This is a genomic window from Nocardia vinacea NBRC 16497 (assembly GCF_000308835.1).
GTDB classification, from domain to species: Bacteria; Actinomycetota; Actinomycetes; order Mycobacteriales; family Mycobacteriaceae; genus Nocardia; species Nocardia vinacea.
Genome location: NZ_BAGN01000156.1, coordinates 1 through 22,688, shown reverse-complemented (window position 1 = coordinate 22,688; position 22,688 = coordinate 1). Strand labels below are relative to the sequence as shown.

The following is a 22,688-nucleotide window of genomic DNA, read 5'->3' as shown; positions in this document are numbered from 1 at the left end:
CAGCCCCGCGGTCAGCACCGGATAGCGGCTGCGCCGCAACGGAACTCGTCCCGGTAGCCGCGGGAATCCGGTGCGCCGCAAGCGGATTCGTCGATACCGGTGTCGGCGCGGCGGAATTCGCCTCGCGTTCGGCACGCAGGCGTTCGATCCGCCGCCAGAAAGTAGACGCGACGAATCCGACCGCCAGACCGATCAGGGCCGCGCACATATGCCCGTAGTCGGTGAAGGTCGGTCCGATCAGCAGTGCCGAGCCGAGGAATACGACGATGACACCCGCCCACAGCGCGCGGACCGCACCGCGGAAGTGGAACGCCATGGCCGCCAAAACCGCGGTGAACCCGTAGCTGGTGCCGACATCCGCCGCATACTGCACACGCACCGGGATGACGTGGTGGTCGATGGCATGGTCGATGGCGGTGACGGTGAGCAGCGTCGCGCCGATATGTCCGGTCGCGAACAGCAGAATCCAGCGACTGGTGCCGAGCCAGCGTTCGGCGAAGCCCATGACGACCAGAATCTCCGCGATGGTGACCCACGGAAATTGCCCCTGGGTCCAGAACGCCGACGCCACCAGCACCTGGATCGGGTTGTGCTGCATGTTGTAGAGATTGGTGGAGGCCGAGAAGATCAGCCTGCGCTCCACCGAATCGCCGACCCCGCGCAGCGTCCACCAGGTGACGAACAATGTGAACGCGTAGGCCGTGCTGGCCGGCGCGCCGGACAGGTGCTGGCGCAGTTCGGGCAGCAGGCGGCGCACCAATCGGGGCCGACGCGCCCACGACCAGACCGCGCGCAACTCGTCACCGAGGTCGACGGTCTGCGTCCAGGGGGAGTGGATTCGGCGCAAAGTGGGGGCAACCACATGCACAAGTCTGCCGGTTCCGAAGCACTTCTGCCCGCAGACCCGCCCGGTCTGTGTCCTGGCTCACCTGAGCTGGTCTTTTCGCCGCAACGTCGATTCACATCCGGGGCAACGTTGGCTCCGCCGAATTGGTCCGCCGACCAAGAGGTTGGCCGAGTGCCTTCCTGTTGGACCGTTGTCCTCGCCGCTGCGTGCACTGGCGACGCGCTGGCACCCGATCTGGCAATTGGCGATGCGCTTGCTCCGGCAACTTCGGCAAGTTCACGCGAATACTGCAGACCCGCCGCGAGCACAGGACGCCGGTCAAGTCCGGTTTGCGACCGAGTCCGATCCGGCTCGGCGGCTCTGGGCCGCAATGAGACTCGGCATGCGTACCGAAATTGCCGTGGTGTTCTTGCAAATGTGCGAACGCCTGTCGTCGACTGGCGAATTCGCGAGATCCATTGTGCCCCAGCAATATCGGTGCTGATCGATTGCCGGAAGTGGCTATCGGCAGGATTCGGCGGCGGGGGACCGTTCGGTATGTATGGGGCACAGCTGGTCGCTGCCGGATAGCGGGCACTGTCTCGCTGAGTGGATTCATCCCATGACAAATTTAGTGGACAGTAGTACTGTAAATCGCCTACCTGCTGGTTCTGTACAAGCGGGCGGGCTCGCGCTGTCGCGATGACGGTCGGCGTCCGCCCAACGAGGGAGTTCGCGTGCTGGAAATCGATCACTTCAGCCACGGGTTGCTCACGCCGGTTGTCGCTTATCTGATGTCATTCACCGGATCATTGCTGGGGCTGCGGTGTGTGGTTCGGGCGCGGGCCGGTAGCGGCCACGCCGGATGGCTGGTCGCCGCAGCCGTCGCGATCGGCGGCACCGGTATCTGGGTCATGCATTTCATTGCCATGCTGGGCTTTTCGATCCACGGCGCATCGATCCGCTACGACGTGCCGATCACGCTGCTCAGCGCGGTGATCGCGATGGTGGTGGTGTGGATCGGATTACGGGTCGCGCAGCTGCCGGGATTGGAGCCGGTGGCGCTGTACATCGGCGGTGCGATCACCGGCGTCGGCGTCGGCGCCATGCACTATTCCGGCATGTATGCGATGAAATCCGATGCGGTCATCGAATACGACGGACGAATAGTGTTGCTGTCCATGGTGATCGCGGTGATCGCCGCGACGGCGGCGCTCTGGTTCGCGCTGCATATCCGCGGCACCCTGGCCACCATCGGCGCGGCGCTGGTGATGGGCGTCGCGGTCTGCGGCATGCACTACACCGGTATGTTCGCGATGCATGTGCAGAACGGCCAGCACATGCACCCACCCGCGGGCGCGGGCGCGATCCAGCTGCTGACTCCGCTGACGGTCGGCGTCGGCATGGTCACCATGATGCTGCTACTGCATATCGGCATCACCGATGTCGAGGATCCGGCCTACGACGGTGCGCGCGGACCGCGCCCGGCGCGCTACTGGCCGACCAGGGACTGAGTCTGCATCGCCCGGTGGAATCGTCCTGGGAGCTTGTCGCACAGGCGATTTCGAGGGGTTCAGTGGCGCGGTACCTCGGTCCGCGTCGGCCAGTACGCGGTCGGCAGTATCTGCGGTTCCACCGGTGGCAGCGGCGGTAGCGGATCGGGTTTGGCGCGCGGTGCGATGCGCAGCGGCGGCAGTTCTACACTGCGATCGATCTCGGTCAGGCTGACGCTGATGAGCAGCAGCATCGTCACCACACTGATCACGACGATGATCGGCGCGATCAGCTCCATGGCGCCGGTCCCTTCGGGGGTATGCGCATCTCCGGTGTGCGCATGCATCGCCGACATCCCGGTGTAGTGCATGCCGCAAACGGCCACACCCATGATCAGTCCGGCCCCGATGGTCGCGAAGAATCCCTTGACCCGCAACGTGAACCAGAGCGCAACCGTCGCCGCCACCACCGCGATGACCATCGATAGCCCGACCCGCCGCGCGTCATAGCTGATCATCGCATTCGACTTCATCGCATACATGCCCATGTAATGCATAGCCGCGACGCCGAGGCCGGTGATCGCACCCCCGGCCAGCAGGCCGCGCAGCGACGGTTCGGGTTTGACCACGATGAACAGCCCGATGCCGACCACGGCTATCGCGGTGATCGCGCTGAGCAGGGTGAGCGGAATGTCGTACCGGATCTCGGTGCCGCGGATCGAAAAGCCCAGCATCGCAATGAAATGCATGACCCAGATGCCGGTCCCGCCGATGGCGACGGCCGCGCCGAGCAGCCAGCCGATCCGATCCTTGCCGCTGCGGGCGCGTGCAGCGCACTGCAAGCCGAGCAGGCATCCGGTGACCGACATGGTGTAGGCCAGTAGCGGGGTCAGTAGACCGTAACTGAAATGGTAGATGTCGAGCACGCACGCCCCCACTGCCGAAAAAAGAGCATCGACGATTGAAACAACAGCAGGTCAGACGATACGACAGCTGGCGAGCCCATGGGAGCCGAAATCCGGTTTCGCAGAGGTGGTTTCGGTCACTTTCAGGTTTGATTGAAACCCGAATTGGATAGCGAGGCGGACGCTGTCTCGGTTGCCGCACCGTGGCTGATCGGTTGCGCGGCACAACGCCGAAAATGACTGTTGCAGAGGCGATTCGGCTCGATACGGTTGAAAACACCAATGGGCGCAGCCGGATTCGACGATAGCGGGGCGGTAGGCGAAGCGAATGCGGGCAGAGTTGCCGGTCGACCGAACGACAAGAAGGCTGGTTGCGACAAAACGAAACGCCCGCGCTGTCAGGCGCGGGCGCTTCGGAAAAAATCGAGCAGAACGAACTAGTCGAGGTAGTCGCGCAGGACCTGCGAGCGGCTCGGGTGGCGCAGCTTGCTCATGGTCTTCGACTCGATCTGCCGGATGCGCTCACGGGTGACCCCGTAGACCTGACCGATCTCGTCGAGGGTGCGCGGCTGGCCGTCGGTCAGGCCGAAGCGCAGCCGGACCACGCCCGCCTCGCGCTCGGACAGCGTCTCCAGCACCGACTGCAGCTGATCCTGCAGCAGCGTGAAGCTCACCGCGTCCACTGCGACGACGGCCTCGGAGTCCTCGATGAAGTCGCCGAGTTGGCTGTCGCCCTCATCGCCGATGGTCTGGTCCAGCGAGATGGGCTCACGCGCGTACTGCTGGATCTCGAGGACCTTCTCCGGCGTGATGTCCATTTCCTTGGCCAACTCCTCCGGGGTGGGCTCGCGGCCCAGATCCTGGAGCAGCTCGCGCTGGATTCGGCCGAGCTTGTTGATGACCTCGACCATATGCACCGGGATGCGGATGGTGCGGGCCTGATCGGCCATGGCGCGGGTGATGGCCTGCCGGATCCACCAGGTGGCGTACGTGGAGAACTTGTAGCCCTTGGTGTAGTCGAACTTCTCCACCGCGCGGATCAGACCGAGGTTGCCCTCCTGGATCAGGTCCAGGAATGCCATACCGCGGCCGGTGTAGCGCTTGGCCAGCGAGACCACCAGACGCAGGTTCGCTTCCAGCAGATGGTTCTTGGCGCGGTTGCCGTCGCGCACGATCCAGGTGTAGTCGCGACGCATCGCGACCGGCAGCTTCTCACCCTGCTCGGCGAATTCGCGTACCTTCTCCGCCGCGTAGAGGCCGGCCTCGATCCGCTTGGCGAGTTCGACCTCTTCCTCGGCGTTGAGCAGTGCGACCTTGCCGATCTGCTTGAGGTAGGCACGCACCGAGTCGGCCGACGCGGTGAGCTCGGCATCCTTGCGGGCCTGGCGCAGCGCCTCGGATTCCTCCTCGTCCCAGACGAAGTCGCCGGAGGCCTTGTCCGCAGCGGACGGTTCGCCCTCCTCGACTTCCTCGGCGACTTCCTCGACCAGTTCCTCGGCCTCGTCGGCGAGATCGTCCTCGGAGACCTCGAGATCGCCGAGGTCCTCCAGATCCAGATCCTCGGTCTCGAGGTTCTCGTCGCCGCCGGGTTCGCCGTCCGGTCCGGCCTTCTTCGGTCCGGCCTTCTTGGCCGGGCCCTTCGTCGCCTTCGCGGCGGCGGCCTTCTTGGCCGGAGCCTTCTTGGCAGCGGCCTTCTTGGCCGGGGCCTTCTTCGCGGCAGCCTTGCGGACCGGCCGTGCTTCGGTTACATCTGCGGAGTCGGCATCGGCCGATTCGGCGGTCTGACGGGTCGTGGCTACCACGTACGCCCTTTCGTGACGGTCTCGTGCGGCGTCACGCCAGAGTGGTGTTCCGGCGGAGCGGTCTGTCGGGTTTCACCGGCTGAGCGCCGGGTCTGGGGTTTCCGGCTCGCGGCCGGAGTACGTTCCATTGTAACGATCGAACCAGGGTACCTATGGCACGATCCCGGCAACGGCTAATGCCGTACTCTCCGCGCGTCTACGGTGCGATGCCCGCATCGATGGCCATGGCCGCCCCGACGATGCCCGCGGTGTTCTCCAGTCGGGCGGGAATCACCTGGGTTCGGTTGGTGAGCAATGGAATCCATTGTTCGGCATCGCGGCTGATGCCGCCACCTGCGACGAAGACCTTCGGCCAGAACAAATTCTCCAGGCCGCTGAGCACAATGCTGACCTGGGCGGCCCACTGCTCGTAGGTCAGGCCGTCGCGATCCTTGATCGAAGCCGCGGCGCGGTGTTCGGTCTCCATACCACCGACCTCCAGGTGGCCGAGTTCGGTATTGGGCACCAGCGTGCCGTGGAACAGCAGCGCCGAGCCGATGCCGGTGCCGAAGGTCAGCAGCACCACCAGACCGTCGAATTCCTTTGCCGCGCCGTAGCGATCTTCGGCCAGACCGGCCGCGTCGGCGTCGTTGAGCACGGTGACAGCACGGCCGTCGAGGGCCGCGGAGAACAGCGCCCGCGCGTCGGTGCCGATCCACGCCTTGTCGATATTGGCGGCCGTCTGCGCGACGCCTTCCAGCACGACCGAGGGCAGCGTGATGCCGACCGGGCCGTCCCAATCGGCCTGGGCGACCAGTTTGGCGACCGCGTCGGCGACCGCCTGCGGTGTCGAGGGATGCGGAGTCAGAATCTTTATCCGCTCATGGACCAATGCTCCGGTGGCCAGATCCACCGCGGCGCCCTTGACGCCGCTGCCACCGATATCGATACCGAATGCGTGCCCCCGAGCGGACATGACGTTCCCTCGTTCCCTGTGCTGGCCGATGTGATGAACGCGCCGCCGCACAGGAGCTCACCACCGGCTGGTCGCGGAGCATGCGGTGATATGCCCGACGACGGCGTTGTGTCGTGCACGACAAGAGTAATGGGCGGGCACCGGTTCCCGTTCGCCGAGGATGTGTGATGGCATGGGGGCATGCCGGAGACCAGAGTGTCAGTTACCGCCCGCCCGCCCGCGACGCCATCCGAGGATGTTGCCGAATTGCGCCGGATCGCGGTCCAACTCGCCGAAACCGCGGCCGCGCACGTGCGCTCGCGCCGGCCCGAGGTGTTCGGTCCGGACGGTGCGCGCGACGGGGTCGTGCAGGCCAAGGGCCACCCGACCGATCCGGTGACGATCGTCGATACCGAGACCGAGGATCTGATCCGGCGCCTGCTCGACGAAGCGCGCCCCGGCGATCCGATCCTCGGTGAGGAGGGCGGCGGCAGCCTGGTCGACGGTGACGAGGACACCGTGCACTGGGTGGTGGACCCGATCGACGGCACCGTGAACTTTCTGTACGGCATTCCGGGCTATGCGATTTCGGTGGCCGCGGTGCGCGACGGACAACCCGTCGCCGGCGCGGTGGTCGATGTCGCGCGGGCGGCCACCTACAGCGCCGGACTGCGGATGGGAGCCACGAAGGTGACCGGTGACGGCACCGTGGAACATCTGCGCTGCACGTCGGTGCGATCGGCGGCGATGGCCTTGGTGTCCACCGGATTCGCCTACGGCAAACACCGCAGGGCCAGGCAGGCGGAGCTGATCGCGCAGATCCTGCCGGAGGTCCGCGATATCCGCCGCCTCGGCGCGGCGGCACTGGATCTGTGCTTCGTCGCCGAGGGCCGCGTCGACGCGTACTACGAACACGGACTCAACGCGTGGGACTGGGCGGCGGGCGCTTTGATCGCCGCGGAGGCGGGTGCGGCGCTGCGCTTGCCCGCGGCCACCAGCCCGGGTGCGGCAGGTGAGTTGGTCGTTGCCGCCGCACCGGGCGTCGCGAACGAATTGACCGAACTGCTCGAGCGTGTCGGCGCGACCACCGCGATCCCGGACGCTTGAAAACGGATCGCCCCGGTTTGCCGAAGCGGCATACCGGGGCGATGAAGGTCGGTTCAGGAGATCAGCAGCGTGCCGTGCGCGCCGCTGACAGCAGTTTGGGATCGATGGACGTCGATCCGCCCGGTGCCGGATTCTTCAGCGATTTCAGCACCTCCTCGGCGTCGGGGCTCGGCCGCAGCGATTCGCCGAAGACCGAACCGAGCACCAGGTCCACGGTGTCGTCGTTGCGCTGATCCTCGATCAACTCGGCGCACGGCGCGACCAACTGGACCGAGGCGGCGGCCGGCCGGCCGTTCACGCCGAAGCGGATCTGGCCGGTGCAGTTCAGATCGCCGTTGACATAAACCGGATCGTTACCGAATTGCTGTCCCGGCGCGCTCGCGAAGCCCAGATCGCCGAGCGCCGAGGCGATGTGCGAGGCCTGACCGCTCTTGTTGTTCGCGTTCAGCACGCGGACCTTCGACGAGGCCAGTGCCGCCGGTTCGACATCGGTCAGCCGCGACTGGCCGACCCGCTGACCCATCGGGGCCGGTTGGGGCGATTTGGCGTCGGTGGCCGGGCTCGGCGAATTGCACGCCATCGCGGTTCCGCTGCTGTCCTCGGTGGTCAGGGCCTTGATCCACACCACGGTGCAGATGAGGAGTAGGACGCCGACCAGGATCAACCATGGCTGGTTGCGTCGCCGGAGGAAGGGTTGACCCGTTCGATCCGTTGCGCTGCCTTCGGTGATGAGTGAAACCACGTGCATACTCTACGAAAATGTGTCCGCGCCAGTGCGTAAGGTCTCGGCGAGTTCACGGTTGGTGTCGATTACCCCTCAGTTTCGAATCGTCTGTGTTTTGATTGCGACTTTTGCCGTGGGGTCCGCTATTGTCTGGCGGCCCAGATCGAAACATCGCAGCCCAAAACGGTGGTCGGTCGCGGGAACAAGAAGGGCATGTCCTGCGTTTACCGAGCGCTATCAAAGGTGGGTCCGCATGATCCGCCCTGATAGGGGACCGGTGTACGTGTGACGTGCACCACCGGCGGGGCGGTGCTGGTCATTCCGATTCCGAGGGAATCGGTGTGGGTGGCCCGGTCCGGGATATACGGAGTAAGGACGAGGGGAAGACGACATGGCAACCGACTATGACGCACCGAGGCGCACTGAATCCGACGAAGTGTCGGAAGATTCGCTGGAGGAGCTGAAGGCTCGTCGCAACGAGGCACAGTCCGCCGTCGTGGATATCGACGAATCCGATACCGCGGAGTCGTTCGAGCTTCCCGGCGCGGACTTGTCCGAGGAAGTCCTGACAGTTCGGGTGATCCCGAAGCAGGCCGACGAGTTCACCTGTTCCAGCTGTTTCCTGGTCCATCACCGGAGCAGGCTGGCCAGTGAGAGTGGCGGTCAGCTGATCTGCATGGACTGTGCAGCCTGATCTCCAGCGTGAGATCTGATCTCCAGCCGAGATCAACGGTCAGCCCGCGCTCGGCACGCCCGGCCTCAGCCAGGTATGCCAAGCGCGGCCAAGACCCGATCCGGCCGTCGCGTACTGATCAACCAGTACGGCGTCGGGTCGTCCGGGTCGTCGAGTACAAGTAGCACCATCGGCCCCACCCATGGCCGATGTTGGACATAGGCGGCGGGGTCGAGCTGGCGGCCCAGCGCCGCACTCTTGGCGGTGGGGGCCACCGTGGCCGATCTGGCCACGAAGTTCACCGGCAGATGCGCGCGATCGGCGCGGAGTTCGCGGATGCCGGAGGCGTCCTGGGCGACCTCCACCCGATGACGGCTCAGCCACAACAGCACCCACACCGGCACCGGAAACAGTAACGCGTAGGGCAACCAGGCGCGCAGACCCGGTGCGCCCATATGGATTTCGGCGGCCAGCAACCCGGCGATGGCGAACGCGATCGGCCACCACCACAGCGGCACCCACAGGCGCTCGCGGTAGGGCTCGAAGCTTCGCTGTTGTTCGTCCATAGTCACTGGGTTGGGCTGGTCCGACACGACTCAACACTAATTCACTGAGGTCGAGGGCGTACGCGTAGGCTCGGACAACGTGAGCGAGCGCAGCGAGCGAATATTGAACACAGCCGCCCGGGCGGTCATGACGGAGCCGAGCGTCAGCGAGGCGCAGTCATGAGCGCCCTTTCACCCATACCTTTGCTGCGGCTTGATCCCGGCATCCCCGTGCCAACGCGTGCCCACCACGGAGACGCGGGCGTGGACCTGTGCACTACAGAGGACGTCATCATCGAACCGGGGGAGCGCGTGCTGGTCGGCACCGGTGTCGCGGTCGCACTGCCGGTCGGCACGGTCGGCCTGATCCATCCCAGGTCCGGACTCGCCGCGAAAACCGGGCTGTCCGTGGTGAATACGCCGGGCACCGTCGATGCGGGCTATCGGGGCGAAATCAAGGTGTGCCTGATCAATCACGATCCGCGCACCCCCATCGAATTGCGTCGCGGGGATCGGATCGCGCAGCTACTGGTGCAGCGGGTGGAACTGGTCGATTTCGTGGAGGTCGACGTACTCGACGACACCACGCGGGGTGCGGGCGGTTACGGGTCGAGCGGTGGCCACGCCAGTCTGGCCGCGTCGGCCGACGAGGCGGCCACTCTCGGCAAGGAGGCATGACCGGCATGTTCGGGAAGAGACGCAAGTCCGGCGGACGTGACGAATACGTCGAGGACCGGTACGAGGACGAGTACGCCGGCGAATACGGCGAGTACGCCGCCTACGGCGACGCGGATTACGACGATGAGCCGATCACCGACGAGAACCCCATCATCGATCCGATCACCGACGAGAATCCGATCGTCCCAGCCGATTACGTCGCCGCACACTACGACGACGAACCCGAGTACGACGAATCCGAGTACGACGAGCACGACTACGACGATGACGATGACGATGACATGCTCAAATCCGGCCCGTACGACTACGACGAGGTGGCCGAGCTGCTGGACAATGTCTCCGATCAGCGCCTCGATCTGGGTTCGGTGATCCTGCCGGTGCCGCCGGGCGGCCAATTACAGGTCGAGATGACCCCGGACGGCACGCCGCAGGCGGTGCACCTGGCGACCGAACACGGTCGGATCACTGTCGCGGCCTATGCCGCGCCCAAGTCGGCGGGCCAATGGCGGTCGGTGGCAGCGGATCTGGCCGAATCGCTACGCAAGGACGGCGCCAGGGTCGCGGTGGAGACCGGACCGTGGGGCCGGGAACTGCTCGCCATCACCGAGGGCGCGGACCTGCGCTTCATCGGGGTGGACGGTCCGCGATGGATGGTGCGGCTGGTGGCAGCGGGTCCGCAGGGCGCCGCCGATGACGGTGGGCCGCTGGTGCGGGCCGCGCGAGCGATCTTGACCGAGACCGTGATTCGACGCGGTGACGATCCGATGCCGGTGCGCGAGCCGCTGGCGGTCGTGCTGCCACCGGAGCTGGCCGAACAGCTGGCCGCCGCGCATCAGGCGCAGGTGGACGCACAGCAGCAGGCAATGGCCGCACAGCAGGCCGCGGTCCAGCCCACACCCCAGCCGCTGGTCCCGCCGCGTATGCCGAATGAACCGCGCCGCGGTGCGGACGGCTCCGCCATGCAGCAGCTCGGGCTGAACTAGAACGCCGCGAGTCCCGCGTTTCCGAGAATCGCGGGATCCGCGCCGAGTTCATCGAGGGTGATCCGGATCAGCTCGGCGCGCGGGATCAGCTCGGCCCATTCCACGGCGACCGACAGCGGGTGCACCGGATCGTCGACGGCGGTGACGATGGTGACGGGCACTTCGACGGTGCCGAGTCGTTCCGCATCGGGCCACTTGTAGTCGGCGGCCTCCTGCAGCGCCTCGGGCAGCCGCGGCCACTGCGAATGCCAGGACTGGGTGAGCGCGTCGGCGAGCCAGCGCGGGCTACTCGCGCGCATACGTTCGACCACCGCGTCGAGCCCGTCCGCACGCAGCTGGGCCGCGGTGGCGGCGGCGCTGAGCGCGGCCGGGCAGGCGGCGGTATCGGGCCCCGTCCAGGCTGGTAGCGCCGCCACGACGCCGGTTGCTGCCCCGGGATGTTCAGCCGCCCATTCGAGTGCGACCGCCGCGCCGAGGGAGATCCCGGTGGCCAGGACCGGGCCGCGCCCGGCGGCCTCGTCGAGCGCCGCCCAATACCCGGCAACCACTCCGCACGGGTCGGGTTCGACGGCGATGAATTCGATTCCGCGTGCCGCACAAGCTGGTCCGAAGGCACGGCGGGCGAAGTCGGCATCCGAACCGGTTCCCGGCAACGCCACGGCGATCGGGGCGGGACCGCTGCGGTCCGGTGCGAAATGTGGGGAGTCGAACACCGGTCCGAGCGTAGCGGGGGGAGGGTTGCCCATCTACAGTGGCGGGTATACGGCCTTAAGCCGGTCATCACCGGAACAACCATGATGGCGTGGGACCCACGTCGTCTAGCTCCACGCAGGAGAGCGTCAAATGTCATCAGCCGCCTCAGGTTATTTTCGCCGTCTGAGCCGCAGGCTGACCGAGGACATCGATCAGTTGGACGCCGAGGAACTCGCCGAATCTGCCGATGCGTCGGGTGCTTGCCGGGCCTCGGACTGTCAGCGCGGTGACGAGGCGACCATGCTCGGCCGACTACGCAGTGTCGAGGCGTGTCCGAAGTCCGTCGGCGCCAGTGTTCAGGCAGAATTCTTCGACGGCACCGATGCCATCAGTCTGGTGTGGATCGGCCGCCGCCGTATTCCCGGTATCGAACCGGGACGCAAGATCCTCGTCCGCGGTCGTGTGGGTGACCGGGATGGTCGTAAGGTGATCTACAACCCCTACTACGAATTGCGTGAGAACAGCTGACGTATGCCATCGAGCAACGAGAACGCCGCCGAGATCCACACCCGAGGTCGTGAGCCGATCGACGCGGGCCCGTCCGACGTCGTGGATCGCTCTGTCGACGCCGAAACCGAAGAGGCCGAACAAACCCTCCTCGAGCAGTTGGGCGGCTTCAGCGGCCTGATCTACTCGACGCTCCCGGTGCTGGTTTTCGTGCCCGTGAACACCTTTGCCGGGCTCACCGCGGCGATCTGGTCGGCACTCGGCGTGGCCGCCGCGATTCTGGTGTGGCGGCTGGTGCGGCGCAGCCCTATCCAGCCCGCGATCTCGGGCTTTCTCGGGGTGGGCATCTGCGCGTTGATCGCCTACCGCATGGGTGAGGCGAAGGGGTTCTTCCTGTTCGGTATCTACACCAGCCTGGTCTATGCCGGGGTGTTCCTGGTGTCGATGCTGGTGCGCTGGCCGCTGGTCGGCGTGATCTGGGGTGTGCTCAACGGCCACGGCACCGAATGGCGGTCCGACCGTCGCGTCGTGCGCCTCTACGACCTGGCGACCACCACCTGGGTGATCGTGTTCGGCGCGCGCTATCTGGTGCAGTCACAGCTCTACGACACCGATCGCACCGGCTGGCTTGCCTTCGCGCGCATCGCCATGGGCTGGCCGCTGACCGCCGTCGCGCTGGCCGTCACCGTGTGGGCGGTGCGCCGGGCCGGACATCTGCCGGTGCGCCGGGGTACGGCCGCCGAAACGGCCTAGGAATTCCGCCCCGAATTCCGCTGGGGTGTTAACGAATCGCCGCCGGAGGTGGGGGAGTACGCACCCTGGGGTGCCTGGTTGGGCGACCGAGTTCATCAGACGATCAGTGCAAGCAAAAAAGCACGATCGGCGAGGAAGGACTCGGAAGTTGGCTACCGAGCACAACATTGCGACACTGTCGAAGAACCAGGCCCACCACAACCCCGCCCTGTCGGAGAGCCGCCGGGTATCGGCCGAACTGGATAAGTTGATCGGTCCGGCGGCCGCGGGCGACCGTGCGGCGGTCACCGAGATCATCCGGCTGGTCCACCCGCTCGTGCGCCGGTATTGCGGTGCGCGCCTTGGCAATACCGCACATCTGCACGTCACGGCCGACGATGTGGTGCAGGAGATCCTGCTGGCCACCGTCAACGCCATTCCGCGCTACCGCGATCAGGGCAAGTCGTTCCTGGCCTTCGTCTACGGCATCGCGGCCAATAAGGTGGCCGACGCGTTCCGGCGTTCGCAGCTGCACCCGATGTACCCGGTCGACCAGGTGCCCGATACGGCATCGACCGCCGCAGGCCCGGAGGAGTGGGCGATCGCGTCCGAACGTCGCGAGGCCACCCGGGAACTGATGAAGATCCTGGCGCCCGCGCACCGCGAGGTGCTGGTGATGCGGATCGTGCTCGGCTGGACCGCGGCGCAGACCGCCGAGGCCATCGGCACCAGTCCCGGCGTGGTTCGGGTGATGCAGCACCGCGCGCTGAACAAGCTGCGCGCGCAGCTCGCGGCCGCATCCTGAGGTCGGACAGGCGCTGATCCGTATCAGCCTTGTCGGGGAGTCAGGGCTTGATACCGTGCGTGGCCAGCGCCACCCGCAGGTCTTCCTCGGCCTCCACGGAGGTCACGAACAACAGCTCGTCATCGCCCTCGAAGGGGTCGTCGGGCTGCGGCACGATCACCCGGCCGCCGCGCAGAATCGTCACCAGGGCGGCGTCGCGCGGCAGGGTGAGCGTGCGGACCGGCTTGCCCGCCAAGGCGGTATCGCTGGGCAGGGTGATCTCGACCAGATTGGCCTGACCCTGCCGCAGCGTCATCAACCGGACCAGATCGCCGACCGAGACCGCCTCTTCCACCAGCGAGGCCAGCAGCCGCGGCGTCGACACCGCGACATCGACGCCCCAGGACGCGTCGAAGAGCCATTCATTGCGCGGATCGTTGACCCGCGCCACCACCCGGCGCACGCCGAATTCGGTCTTGGCGAGCAGGCTGTGCACCAGATTTGTCTTATCGTCGCCGGTGGCGGCGATGACGACCTCGTAGGTCTGCAGACCCGCGTCCTCCAGCAGCGCGAGTTCGCAGGCGTCGGCATGGACCCAGACGGCATCCGGGATGGCGGCGGGGTCGATGTGGTCGAGCTGGCGCTCGAGCAGCATCACCCGATGGCCGCCGCGCAATAGCTCCCTGGCTATCGATCGGCCGACGGCGCCGGCTCCGGCGATCGCCACTTTCATGTTCAGTCCTCGCTTGCTGGGGGCTTACCGGCCAAGGCGACGGCCTCGCCGACGGAGCCGGAGGTGGCTGCGACATAGACGACGTCGTCGGCTTGGACCACGGTCTTGCTCTCGGGGAGCAGGCCCTGACCGAACCGGATGATGAAGGCGACCCTGGCGCCCACATTGCGCTCCAGATCGCGCACGGTGCGCCCGTACCACTCCTCGTGCAGTGTCAACTGGGCTACCGCCACGGTGCCCGTGGGATCGCGCCAAGTGGTGGTGCCGCCGTCGCCGATCAGCGTGGTGAGGAAGCGGTCGGTGGTCCACGGCACGGTGGCGATGGTCGGAATGCCGAGGCGCTCGTAGACGGCGGCGCGTTTGGCGTCGTAGATACGCGCGACCACGCGCTGCACACCGAACATCTCCCGGGCCACCCGCGCGGAGATGATGTTGGAGTTGTCTCCGGAGGAGACCGCGGCGAAGGCGTCGGCCCGCTCGATTCCCGCGCGGGTCAGCACATCCCGGTCGAAGCCGACACCGACCACCCGCTCGCCCGGAAAGTCCTCGCCGAGGCGCAGGAAGGCGCTGTGGTCCCGGTCGATCACGGTGACCTCATGGCCGACCCGGACCAGGGCGCGTGCCAGCGATGAGCCGACCCGTCCGCAACCCATGATCACTACGTACACCGCAACCTCGTTCCTGGAAACTGTGTTCAATTGGCGGCGCTCGCGGGCCCTATGTGGTCACGCAAGCTTCCTCCGGGCCCTGAGCTCACGCCGCGGGGCGTTCGGTTTGCTTACCTCGGCATCGAACCGTACCCGCCAGATGTTTCCATGGCCCAATTTCCCCTCCGCCTGTCAACCAAACATACGGCGCGAACCGGCCGAGGGAGCGGTCCATCCTGCGGGGATCTATGCTCGCTCCAGTGTCCAAGTTGACGACGGCAGCCAAACGTTTGCTGCTGGGCAGGCCTTTCCGTAGTGATGCGCTGGGCCATACCCTGCTGCCGAAGCGAATCGCGCTCCCCGTGTTCGCCTCCGATGCCATGTCCTCGGTGGCCTACGCTCCGGAGGAAATCTTCCTTGTTCTTTCGGTGGCAGGCATTTCTGCCTACGTCTATGCGCCCTGGGTTGGTCTGGCCGTCTCATTCGTGATGGCTGTGGTGGTCGCCAGCTATCGGCAGAATGTGCACGCCTACCCCTCCGGCGGCGGTGACTACGAGGTCGCCACCACGAATCTCGGGCCCAATGCCGGGCTCACCGTCGGCAGTGCGCTGCTTGTCGACTATGTGCTCACCGTGGCGGTATCGATCTCTTCGGCGGCGTCGAATATCGGGTCCGCGATTCCGTTCGTCGCCACGCACAAGGTGTTGTTCGCGGTTGTCGCCATCGTCGTGCTGACATCGATCAATCTGCGCGGCATCCGGGAATCGGGTGTCGCCTTCGCGATTCCGACCTACGCCTTCATCTTCGGCATGTTCGCGATGCTGGGGTGGGGGCTGTTCCGCATCTTCGTACTCGGCGACGACCTGCGTGCCGAATCGGCGGGCTTCCAGCTCAATGCCGAGGAGGAGCACCTATACGGGCTCGCGTTCGCCTTCCTGATCGCGCGGTCGTTCTCCTCCGGCTGTGCCGCGCTGACCGGTGTCGAGGCGATCAGCAATGGTGTGCCCGCATTCCGGAAACCCAAGTCGCGCAACGCCGCGACCACGCTGCTGATGCTCGGCAGCATCGCGATCGCACTGCTGATGGGCATCATCGTCTTGGCCCAGAAGATCGGGATCGTGTACGCGCACAACGAATCCGAGTTGATCGGTGCGCCCGCGGACTACCACCAGAAGACGCTCATCGCCCAGCTGGCCGAGACCGTGTTCCACGGCTTCCCGATCGGCTTCTTCTTCATCACCACGGTGACCGCCTTGATCCTGGTGCTCGCCGCGAATACCGCGTTCAACGGCTTCCCGGTGCTGGGTTCGATTCTGGCGCAGGACCGTTACCTGCCACGGCAGTTGCACACCCGTGGCGACCGGTTGGCGTTCAGCAACGGCATTCTGTTCCTCTCGGGTGCGGCAGTCGCATTCGTCGTGGTGTTCGGCGCCGAGGTGACCAAGCTCATCCAGCTGTACATCGTCGGGGTGTTCGTGTCGTTCGTGCTCAGCCAGACCGGCATGCTGCGGCACTGGACCCGGTTGTTGCGCACCGAAGCCGATCCGTCGCAGCGGGCGCGGATGAAGCGTTCGCGAGTGATCAACGCGATCGGGCTGAGTGCCACCGGGACGGTGCTGGTCATCGTGTTGATCACCAAGTTCTTCGCCGGTGCCTGGATCGCGATCTGCACCATGGTGGCGATCTTCGTTGTGATGAAACTCATTCGGCGGCACTACGATTCGGTTTCCCGCGAACTCGATGAGCACGAATGGGACGGCGTGCTGCCGAGTCGGTCGCATTCGATCGTGCTGGTATCCAAACTGCATCTGCCGACGCGCCGGGCGCTGGCCTACGCGCGCGCGACCCGCCCCGATACTTTGGAGGCGGTGACGGTGAACGTCGACGAGGCCGACACCAGGGCGCTGGTGCGGGAGTGGGAGCGCAGCGATATCACGGTGCCGCTCAAGGTGATCGAATCGCCGTATCGCGAAATCACCAAGCCGGTACTGGATTACGTCAAGCGGGTGCGGCGCGATTCGCCGCGTGATGTGGTGACCGTATTCATTCCGGAATACGTTGTCGGACACTGGTGGGAGCAGATTCTGCACAACCAGAGCGCGTTGCGGCTCAAGGGCAGGTTGCTGTTCGAGCCGGGTGTCATGGTCACGAGTGTGCCGTGGCAGTTGACGTCGTCCGCGAAGGCAAGGCAGGCCGGTGTGGTGAATGCGCCGGGTGCGGTGCGGCGCGGGTACGAGGACCGAGGGTGACCGACTGGCGCTCGAATACCTTCCAGGTGCGGCTCGGGCCGCCCGGGCACGGCGGATTCTGCGTCGCGCGGCACGAGGGCCGGGTCGTCTTCGTGCGACACGGGCTGCCCGATGAACTGGTTCGAGTGCGGGTCACCGAGGATCGCGGGGGTTCGTTCTGCCGAGCCGATGCGATCGAGATTCTGGAGGCATCCCCGGATCGCGTTCCCGCCACATGTCCTGTCTCCGGCCCCGGTGGCGCGGGCTGCTGTGATTTCTCCTTTGCCACCCCGGCCGCGCAGCGGGCGCTGAAGGCGGCGGTCGTCGCGGAGCAGTTGCGCCGCATCGCCGGAATCGAACGCGATATCACCGTGGAGCCGATCGCCGGATATCCGGCCGACGCCACCGGCGGCTGGCGCACCCGCGTCCGCTTGGCCGTTGACGCCGAGGGCCGAGCCGGAGTGCACGGGTATCGCAGCACCGAGGTGATCACCGATCTGCGCTGCCCTCAACCGGTTCCGGGTGCGATGGACGGCATCGCGGACCGATTGTGGACCCCCGGCGCGGATCTGGTGGTCGCGGTCGACGGCGATGGGATGCGGCACATCGTCGAGTTGGCTCCGTCGGCGGCTGCGGGACGTGCTGAGTCTGAACGGCCTTCGACGCGAGGTGGGGATCGGCGTGGCAGGCGGGAGACGGACCGGCGTTCCGGAAAGCGTCGCGCCGCTGAGCGGGGCCCCGGCGGTGAGTCGCCGCGGACCGGTGCACGTGGACATGGCGACGAGGGTCGCCGGGGCGGATCGGAGTGGCGGCGTATCGATGACGGCGACGGCCCTCGGGCCCAGCCCGGTGATACGGATGGTCGGAGTGGTCGTGGTGCAGAACCGGGGCACGATGGCGATCGGGGCGGGCGTCGGGATCGGTCTCGTCGCGGTGAGTTCGGTGGCGAAGGCCGGCGAGGGAGCGATTCGTCCGGATCGGTTGGGGGAGAGGGGGTTCGGCGGCGAGCGGTGGCGCGGCGGGCGGCGACGCATGCGGCTCGGGACGAGTGGGTGGTGGGCGGTAGCGGTCGGACGGTCGAGTATGTGGCCGGGCGGCGGTGGGAGCTCGCGGCGACCGGGTTCTGGCAGGCGCATCATGGTGCGGCGCAATGTTATTCAGATGTGGTCGCCGGGTGGGCGGGGCTCGGTCACGGGGAGCGGGCGTGGGATCTCTACAGTGGCGTAGGGGTTTTCGCGGCCCGACTGGCCGGACAGGTCGGTCAGACCGGTTCGGTGCTCGCGGTGGAATCGACGCGGTCCGCGGTCGCCGACGGTAGTGCCGCGTTGCGCGATCTGCCCTGGCTGGATCTGCGCACCCAGCGTGTCGAGCACTGGCTGGCCGAACACGCCAGCAGCGCCGCCCCGGATGTGGTCGTCCTGGATCCACCCCGCGCGGGCGCGGGCAAGGAGGTCGTCACCGCCGTGACCACCAGCGGCCCCTCCCGCATCATCCATATCGGTTGCGATCCGGCCTCATTCGCCCGCGACCTCGGCCTCTACCAATCGGCGGGCTACCACCTCGCTGAGCTGCGCGCCTTCGACGCCTTCCCAGCCACCCATCATGTCGAATGCCTCGCCCTCCTGGAGCGCTGAGACCCGTAATACCCTGGCGCACAGCACAGTCCGGATCAAGATCGGGCGGAATTCGCACGGAAATTCGGGTGCCGCAGGTTGCCCGACTTACCCGACAGTGACGACATATTCACAATCGAACCGCTCCTGTTTCGCGTGCACCACGGCCGACGCCCGCGAATACCCGGCCAGGCGTCGAGAAGCCTCCTTCACCAGTGCCACTCGAACCCGGTGACGCGGCCGGATCCACGATGCCGGACGCTGGTGCATCGGTGCTTATCCTGCGCTGCTCACCCCAGGGACGGCTGCGGTCGGCTCGATATGGTGCTCGGTGCCGGTCGGCTGGTCGGGTGCAGCGGGAAGCAGGTGAACAGGACGGTCGCGCACAGCGCGAGTACTGTCCAACCGACGAGGCCGAAGCCGGTCAGTAGCGGATTGGATTGGTGTGCGGGGGATTCGAAGAGGCTGAAGGCGATGGCGCTGGCATTGAGTGCGGCGTGGGCGAACACACCGGGCCAGATGCTCCCGGTGTGCAGGCGCAGCCAGCCGAGGATCGCCCCGAATGGGACGCAGAATCCGATGAAAGCCAGTGCGGCCCATGGGCCGAGATTCGGATAGTTGTAGCCGAGCAGTGTCAGCGGCGCGTGCCACAGCGCCCAGACCACACCGGTGATGAGCAGTCCGCTGGCAAGACCGAAGCGCCGCGCGAGCTGCGGCAGCAGCCAGCCGCGCCAACCGATCTCCTCGCCGAGGGCGAAGAGCACGGTGCCGAGAACATTGGCCGCCAGGCTCTCCAGGACAAGTGCGGCGACGGTTTCGGCGGAAGTGAATTCGAAGGAATACAAACCGAATACGGCGCTCAGACCGAATGCGACCGAGAGGAACAGCGGTGCACCGAGCCACGTTGCCACGACCAGCCCAACCGTTCGGCGTGGCCGGGCACCCAGCGTCAGTCCGGTTTCGGAAACCAGCTCACCCCAGGACCGCCCGCGATAGCGCCATACCGCCAGCACCCCGAGCGTCGGAGTCAGCATCATCAGCAGTGCCCCGGTATGCAGCCACAGGCCGGATTTCAGCCCCTGCCCATCGATCCACGGTCCGGAACCGGCCACCCAGGCCAGCCCGAAGGCGACCACGGTGAAGAGGACGAAATCGTCGCGCCGAGCGATCATTCGAGGTCCTTCGGTCGAAGCAGCGACACCCCCGGTCGAGAAATCGGCGTGGTGCCTTATCTATTCAGACGCGCACGCCTACTGTCCGGTTCCCTCGATCGCTGTTGTGGCAGCGCGGCTTACAGTCGAACCATGACCGTGTATGTCGTCGCACAGCTGAAGTTCACCGATCGCACCGCCTACGATCGCTACCGTGCGCGCTTCCTCGAGGTGTTCACCCGCTACTCCGGCACCCTGCTTGCCTCCGATGAATCCCCGCGGGTGATCGAGGGCGATTCGGATCGCGAGAAGGTTGTGCTGATGTCGTTCCCGGACGAGCCTTCATTCCGCGAGTGGGCGGATTCCCCTGAGTACCAGGGGATCTCGAAGGACCGTCACGCGGGCGCGGATACGGTGACGCTGCTGATCAATGGCATTGACCGCCGCTCGTGAAGATCAGTCTTCGTATACCGGTGGCCGCCGGTCGCGCCGCGCCCGGATGGCTTCGTCGAAATTCTCGGTGGTGAGGCGGACGTAGAGCTGGGACATGCCCTCATGTTGCATATGGGATTCGAAACCGCCGGCCTCCATACCGCTCCACAGCATGCGTTTGGTGAGCTCGGTGCCGACGCGGCTGAAGCTGATGATCCGTTCGGCCAGGTCGTAGCAGGTGTCGAGGAGTTCGGCGGTGGGCACGACGCGCGAGACGAGGCCGATCCGTTCGGCCTCGACCGCGTCGACATCCCGGCCCGACAACATGATTTCGAAGGCGCGCGAGGCGCCGATGGCGCGCGGCAGCAGATAGCTGATGCCCAATTCCGCTGAGGTGAGGCCGTTATTGATGCCCGCCGCGCGAAAATAGGCGTCCTCGCCCGCGATTCGGATATCGGTGGCGACGCTGAGACAGAAGCCACCGCCGATCGCCGCACCGTTGATCGCGCCGATGACCGGTTGGTTCATCCGCCGCAGCGTGATCATCACATCGTTGAGCAGATCCATCGAGCGCCGCGCAACGCTGGTCTTGGTCAGGCCTTCGGTATTGGGAATCCGGCCCGCGTTCTGCAGATCCGCACCGGAGCAGAAGCCCTCGCCCGCGCCGGTGAGCACCACGACCCGCACTTCGTTATCGACACTGACCGTTTCGAGGGCCTCGCGCAGCGGGATCATCACATCGAAGGCCATCGCGTTCATCCGATCCGGCCGATTGAGCGTGACCAGCGCGACCTGCGGTCGCGGTTTCTCGATGAGCACGAACGACATGCGGACTCCTGATCAGACGTGATGAGGCCCTCACTATACCCAAGCAAGCGTTAGGTCAGATGGAATCAGTCGAGCTGCCAGGTCGCGCGGATAGTCGCCGAGATTTCGGATTCGCCGAGTTCGACCGGAACCGGAGCGCCGCCGTACGACTCGTTCATCGGGGCCGACATGGCCATCAGCCGGGGCGTGACGGACGGAGTGGAGATGGCGTTCTCGGTGATTTCGAGAACCGGGCCGAGAGTCCGCCGAGCACGACCCGCATACTGCTCAGCCTTTGCGAGCGCGTTGTCCCAGGCGGCATCGCGGGCGCGGATCAGCAGGCTTTCCTGATCGGCGAAACCGAGATCGAGGCCGCCGAGGCGGACATCGTCACCACCGGCGTCGACACAGTTGGCGATGATCGTGGCGGGGCCCGGATCGGCCGTTTCGCCGATATCGCGCAGCACAACGGTGAGGTCGGTGGTCGCGACGTAACCGGTGATCTTGGAACCACCGCCTTCGATCCAGACGGTCTCGGTGCGCACCGACAGTCCGCTGGTGGCGATATCGGTGCCGGGAACGCCATCGGAGCGCAGCGAATCGGTGACAGCGCCGACGCGCTCGCCGGCCTGGCCGTAGGCGAGCGCGACCTTGACTGCCCGGGTTTCGATGGAGATGGTGACGCGCATCAGATCCGGGGTGGCGCGGGCGCTGCCGGACCCGAAGGTGGTGACCGTGCCCGCGGTGTCGTGGGACTTCTTCTTGTTCACGGCGCTCTCCTGACTTCATCGGTTTCGGACGCAACGGTCGATGGTTCGGAAATGTCCCCCTCTGCCCGGACAAAACCGGTCAATAATCGCCGCCGCGCACCGCGATCGCGCGTACCACCGCATCCATCTGCGCATACGCTCCCGCGGCGAGTCGCTCGAGCAGCGCGAGTTTGAGGTCCGGCGCTTGCTCGGTGAGCATGTCGAACCGCTCCGGACGCAGAACCGCAACGCGCACCGCGCTTTCCGCACGTGCCTCGTTCACGAACGGTGTCCCGACCAACATCGGGATCTCGCCGAAAGACATTCCCGCCGAAAGCGATACCAGCCGATGGGTCCGGGCATCGGCGCCCTCGAAGGTGATCCGGACCCGGCCCTCGAGAATCAGATACAGCCCGGAGCGGGTGCTGCCGCGCTCGGCGATGACCTCGCCGCGGGCAATGGTGCGCACCTCGAAATCCTTGGCCAGCCGGGTGCGATCGTCCGGAGCGAGAGCCGCGAGCGCGGGATGGTCCTCGATCGGCAGGGACGCGCATGCCGGTTCGTTCGCGGGCCGATGGTGGTCGAGGACGATGTCCTCGCACCATTCCGTCGCGGTATCGCGATCGATGAATACCCGCCCGCGTGGGTCGGCCGGATCCAGGCTGGAGACCAGATGGCCCAGTTTGCCGTCCGGGTCGACAATGGCGACGCGGCAGCCCGCGGCGGCGAGTTCGATCTGCAATGCGTCGAGCATCTGGACCGCGATCCCGCTGACCTCACCGACCTGCCGCAGGTCAACCACCAATGCCGCCAACTCGCGCGCCTGCTCCTCGATCGCGCGCACCGCCCGCTCCGCACCGGTGAACAACAGGTCGCCGTGCAGTTCGTAGACGCGGGCGCGGTGCCCGAATTCGGCGAGGACGTCCAACTCGTCGGTGGTGC

Annotated in this window: 24 protein-coding genes; 11 read left to right on the top strand and 13 right to left on the bottom strand. The window is 66.2% G+C overall.

Features of this window, described 5'->3' with window-relative positions; genetic code table 11:
- On the bottom strand, nt 1–862 hold an 862-nt coding region (locus ON44_RS20740), incomplete at its 3' end, for a rhomboid-like protein (protein WP_174415106.1).
- Nucleotides 863–1,563: 701 nt separating this feature from the next.
- On the opposite strand from ON44_RS20740, the gene ON44_RS20730 reads away from it, so the two are divergent.
- Nucleotides 1,564–2,340 carry an MHYT domain-containing protein gene (locus ON44_RS20730; RefSeq protein WP_040692548.1) on the top strand — a complete coding sequence of 259 codons (777 nt, stop codon included), beginning with the start codon at nt 1,564–1,566 and terminating at the stop codon, nt 2,338–2,340.
- 59 nt (nt 2,341–2,399) lie between these two features.
- Here ON44_RS20730 and ON44_RS20725 read toward each other — a convergent pair whose 3' ends face one another.
- From ON44_RS20725 to ppgK, 3 genes are all read right to left on the bottom strand, one after another.
- Nucleotides 2,400–3,245, bottom strand: coding sequence for an MHYT domain-containing protein (locus tag ON44_RS20725; RefSeq protein ID WP_040692546.1), 846 nt, complete (start codon nt 3,243–3,245; stop codon nt 2,400–2,402).
- A gap of 416 nt (nt 3,246–3,661) precedes the next feature.
- Nucleotides 3,662–5,026, bottom strand: a complete 1,365-nt coding sequence (locus ON44_RS20720; protein ID WP_040692545.1) for an RNA polymerase sigma factor — start codon at nt 5,024–5,026, stop codon at nt 3,662–3,664.
- A 196-nt stretch (nt 5,027–5,222) separates the two neighbouring features.
- Nucleotides 5,223–5,981, bottom strand: coding sequence for a polyphosphate--glucose phosphotransferase (gene ppgK / locus ON44_RS20715; RefSeq protein WP_040692544.1), 759 nt, complete (start codon nt 5,979–5,981; stop codon nt 5,223–5,225).
- Nucleotides 5,982–6,161: 180 nt separating this feature from the next.
- Here ppgK and ON44_RS20710 point away from each other — a divergent pair, with 180 nt between their 5' ends.
- Complete coding sequence (locus ON44_RS20710; protein WP_051182248.1) at nt 6,162–7,067, top strand: inositol monophosphatase family protein; 906 nt, start codon at nt 6,162–6,164, stop codon at nt 7,065–7,067.
- Nucleotides 7,068–7,128: 61 nt separating this feature from the next.
- Here ON44_RS20710 and cei read toward each other — a convergent pair whose 3' ends face one another.
- Nucleotides 7,129–7,809: an envelope integrity protein Cei gene (cei, locus tag ON44_RS20705; protein ID WP_040692557.1), complete on the bottom strand. Its 681-nt coding sequence runs from the start codon at nt 7,807–7,809 to the stop codon at nt 7,129–7,131.
- 373 nt (nt 7,810–8,182) lie between these two features.
- Here cei and ON44_RS20700 point away from each other — a divergent pair, with 373 nt between their 5' ends.
- On the top strand, nt 8,183–8,485 hold the full coding sequence (locus ON44_RS20700) for a DUF4193 domain-containing protein (protein ID WP_040692543.1): 303 nt from the start codon (nt 8,183–8,185) through the stop codon (nt 8,483–8,485).
- A gap of 65 nt (nt 8,486–8,550) precedes the next feature.
- On the opposite strand, the gene ON44_RS20695 is transcribed toward ON44_RS20700, so the two are convergent.
- Nucleotides 8,551–9,030, bottom strand: a complete 480-nt coding sequence (locus tag ON44_RS20695; protein WP_040692542.1) for a DUF3093 domain-containing protein — start codon at nt 9,028–9,030, stop codon at nt 8,551–8,553.
- A gap of 159 nt (nt 9,031–9,189) precedes the next feature.
- On the opposite strand from ON44_RS20695, the gene dut reads away from it, so the two are divergent.
- Complete coding sequence (gene dut / locus ON44_RS20690) at nt 9,190–9,687, top strand: dUTP diphosphatase (protein ID WP_040692540.1); 498 nt, start codon at nt 9,190–9,192, stop codon at nt 9,685–9,687.
- 5 nt (nt 9,688–9,692) lie between these two features.
- Nucleotides 9,693–10,670 carry a DUF3710 domain-containing protein gene (locus tag ON44_RS20685; RefSeq protein WP_051182250.1) on the top strand — a complete coding sequence of 326 codons (978 nt, stop codon included), beginning with the start codon at nt 9,693–9,695 and terminating at the stop codon, nt 10,668–10,670.
- On the opposite strand, the gene ON44_RS20680 is transcribed toward ON44_RS20685, so the two are convergent.
- Complete coding sequence (locus ON44_RS20680) at nt 10,667–11,383, bottom strand: alpha/beta fold hydrolase (protein ID WP_040692538.1); 717 nt, start codon at nt 11,381–11,383, stop codon at nt 10,667–10,669. The two genes, ON44_RS20685 and ON44_RS20680, sit on opposite strands and share 4 nt — an antisense overlap.
- A 130-nt stretch (nt 11,384–11,513) precedes the next feature.
- Between ON44_RS20680 and ON44_RS20675 the strand changes: the two genes are divergently transcribed.
- From ON44_RS20675 to ON44_RS20665, 3 genes are all read left to right on the top strand, one after another.
- Nucleotides 11,514–11,891, top strand: a complete 378-nt coding sequence (locus tag ON44_RS20675; RefSeq protein ID WP_040692536.1) for an OB-fold nucleic acid binding domain-containing protein — start codon at nt 11,514–11,516, stop codon at nt 11,889–11,891.
- Between the two features lie 3 nt (nt 11,892–11,894).
- Nucleotides 11,895–12,623: a DUF3159 domain-containing protein gene (locus tag ON44_RS20670; RefSeq protein WP_083898022.1), complete on the top strand. Its 729-nt coding sequence runs from the start codon at nt 11,895–11,897 to the stop codon at nt 12,621–12,623.
- 148 nt (nt 12,624–12,771) lie between these two features.
- On the top strand, nt 12,772–13,407 hold the full coding sequence (locus ON44_RS20665) for a sigma-70 family RNA polymerase sigma factor (protein ID WP_083898021.1): 636 nt from the start codon (nt 12,772–12,774) through the stop codon (nt 13,405–13,407).
- Nucleotides 13,408–13,447: 40 nt separating this feature from the next.
- Here the strand turns inward: ON44_RS20665 and ON44_RS20660 are convergent, their stop codons facing one another.
- Together ON44_RS20660 and ON44_RS20655 are read right to left on the bottom strand one after the other, a co-directional pair.
- Nucleotides 13,448–14,119: a potassium channel family protein gene (locus tag ON44_RS20660; protein WP_040692534.1), complete on the bottom strand. Its 672-nt coding sequence runs from the start codon at nt 14,117–14,119 to the stop codon at nt 13,448–13,450.
- A 2-nt stretch (nt 14,120–14,121) separates the two neighbouring features.
- Entirely contained in the window at nt 14,122–14,787 is a 666-nt protein-coding gene (locus ON44_RS20655; protein WP_040692532.1) for a potassium channel family protein, read from the bottom strand.
- Between the two features lie 239 nt (nt 14,788–15,026).
- Between ON44_RS20655 and ON44_RS20650 the strand changes: the two genes are divergently transcribed.
- Together ON44_RS20650 and ON44_RS52705 are read left to right on the top strand one after the other, a co-directional pair.
- Nucleotides 15,027–17,015, top strand: coding sequence for an APC family permease (locus tag ON44_RS20650; protein ID WP_040692551.1), 1,989 nt, complete (start codon nt 15,027–15,029; stop codon nt 17,013–17,015).
- Entirely contained in the window at nt 17,012–18,628 is a 1,617-nt protein-coding gene (locus ON44_RS52705; protein ID WP_051182246.1) for a class I SAM-dependent RNA methyltransferase, read from the top strand. Before ON44_RS20650 ends, ON44_RS52705 begins: the two co-directional genes overlap by 4 nt.
- A gap of 269 nt (nt 18,629–18,897) precedes the next feature.
- Here ON44_RS52705 and ON44_RS20640 read toward each other — a convergent pair whose 3' ends face one another.
- Nucleotides 18,898–19,779, bottom strand: a complete 882-nt coding sequence (locus ON44_RS20640) for a CPBP family intramembrane glutamic endopeptidase (protein ID WP_040692531.1) — start codon at nt 19,777–19,779, stop codon at nt 18,898–18,900.
- A 132-nt stretch (nt 19,780–19,911) separates the two neighbouring features.
- On the opposite strand from ON44_RS20640, the gene ON44_RS20635 reads away from it, so the two are divergent.
- Nucleotides 19,912–20,211: a DUF1330 domain-containing protein gene (locus ON44_RS20635; protein ID WP_040692530.1), complete on the top strand. Its 300-nt coding sequence runs from the start codon at nt 19,912–19,914 to the stop codon at nt 20,209–20,211.
- A 3-nt stretch (nt 20,212–20,214) separates the two neighbouring features.
- On the opposite strand, the gene ON44_RS20630 is transcribed toward ON44_RS20635, so the two are convergent.
- From ON44_RS20630 to ON44_RS20620, 3 genes are all read right to left on the bottom strand, one after another.
- Nucleotides 20,215–21,018: an enoyl-CoA hydratase gene (locus tag ON44_RS20630; protein WP_040692529.1), complete on the bottom strand. Its 804-nt coding sequence runs from the start codon at nt 21,016–21,018 to the stop codon at nt 20,215–20,217.
- A 65-nt stretch (nt 21,019–21,083) separates the two neighbouring features.
- Entirely contained in the window at nt 21,084–21,767 is a 684-nt protein-coding gene (locus ON44_RS20625) for an SIMPL domain-containing protein (RefSeq protein WP_040692528.1), read from the bottom strand.
- 79 nt (nt 21,768–21,846) lie between these two features.
- Nucleotides 21,847–22,688: cyclic nucleotide-binding domain-containing protein (locus ON44_RS20620; protein ID WP_040692526.1), on the bottom strand; the 842-nt coding region annotated here is incomplete at its 5' end.

Bases quoted from the DNA above. Each gene is read 5' to 3' on its own strand.
- ON44_RS20670 (WP_083898022.1), top strand. From the start codon at position 11,895: ATGCCATCGAGCAACGAGAACGCCGCCGAGATCCACACCCGAGGTCGT.
- ppgK (WP_040692544.1), bottom strand. From the start codon at position 5,981: ATGTCCGCTCGGGGGCACGCATTCGGTATCGATATCGGTGGCAGCGGC.
- ON44_RS20635 (WP_040692530.1), top strand. From the start codon at position 19,912: ATGACCGTGTATGTCGTCGCACAGCTGAAGTTCACCGATCGCACCGCC.
- ON44_RS20630 (WP_040692529.1), bottom strand. From the start codon at position 21,018: ATGTCGTTCGTGCTCATCGAGAAACCGCGACCGCAGGTCGCGCTGGTC.
- ON44_RS20695 (WP_040692542.1), bottom strand. From the start codon at position 9,030: ATGGACGAACAACAGCGAAGCTTCGAGCCCTACCGCGAGCGCCTGTGG.
- ON44_RS20685 (WP_051182250.1), top strand. From the start codon at position 9,693: ATGTTCGGGAAGAGACGCAAGTCCGGCGGACGTGACGAATACGTCGAG.
- ON44_RS20640 (WP_040692531.1), bottom strand. From the start codon at position 19,779: ATGATCGCTCGGCGCGACGATTTCGTCCTCTTCACCGTGGTCGCCTTC.
- ON44_RS20700 (WP_040692543.1), top strand. From the start codon at position 8,183: ATGGCAACCGACTATGACGCACCGAGGCGCACTGAATCCGACGAAGTG.
- dut (WP_040692540.1), top strand. From the start codon at position 9,190: ATGAGCGCCCTTTCACCCATACCTTTGCTGCGGCTTGATCCCGGCATC.
- ON44_RS20710 (WP_051182248.1), top strand. From the start codon at position 6,162: ATGCCGGAGACCAGAGTGTCAGTTACCGCCCGCCCGCCCGCGACGCCA.
- ON44_RS20675 (WP_040692536.1), top strand. From the start codon at position 11,514: ATGTCATCAGCCGCCTCAGGTTATTTTCGCCGTCTGAGCCGCAGGCTG.
- ON44_RS20660 (WP_040692534.1), bottom strand. From the start codon at position 14,119: ATGAAAGTGGCGATCGCCGGAGCCGGCGCCGTCGGCCGATCGATAGCC.